The organism is Bacillus cereus group sp. N21, assembly GCF_016483395.1.
In the GTDB taxonomy this organism is placed as follows: domain Bacteria; phylum Bacillota; class Bacilli; order Bacillales; family Bacillaceae_G; genus Bacillus_A; species Bacillus_A pseudomycoides.
On the sequence record NZ_JAEHBX010000377.1, the window covers coordinates 1 to 256 of the forward strand.

The following is a 256-nucleotide window of genomic DNA, read 5'->3' on the forward strand; positions in this document are numbered from 1 at the left end:
TTCAGCTGGACGTACCCAGTCAGCAATCGCAAAACGCGCTTTTTTATCTGGGAAATTAAATCCATCTTGGAAAAGTAGCGGTGTATTCGTTCCATCAAAACTTCCCCAATGGAAACTATTCCATCCTTCAAGTACTTCATAGTTTGCTTGTGAGAATAGCGGTGATAAGCGTGCCATTTCAGCAAAAATTTCACTTGGGTGACTATAATTCCAGTTTGCACCTAATTTATTCGCAATCTCCTGCACGATCCACCAG

At 41.8% G+C, this 256-nt stretch carries 1 protein-coding gene; it reads right to left on the minus strand.

What is annotated here, in order from left to right; translation table 11 throughout:
* On the minus strand, nt 1–256 hold a 256-nt coding region (locus tag JDS96_RS31270), incomplete at both ends, for a hypothetical protein (protein ID WP_199669174.1).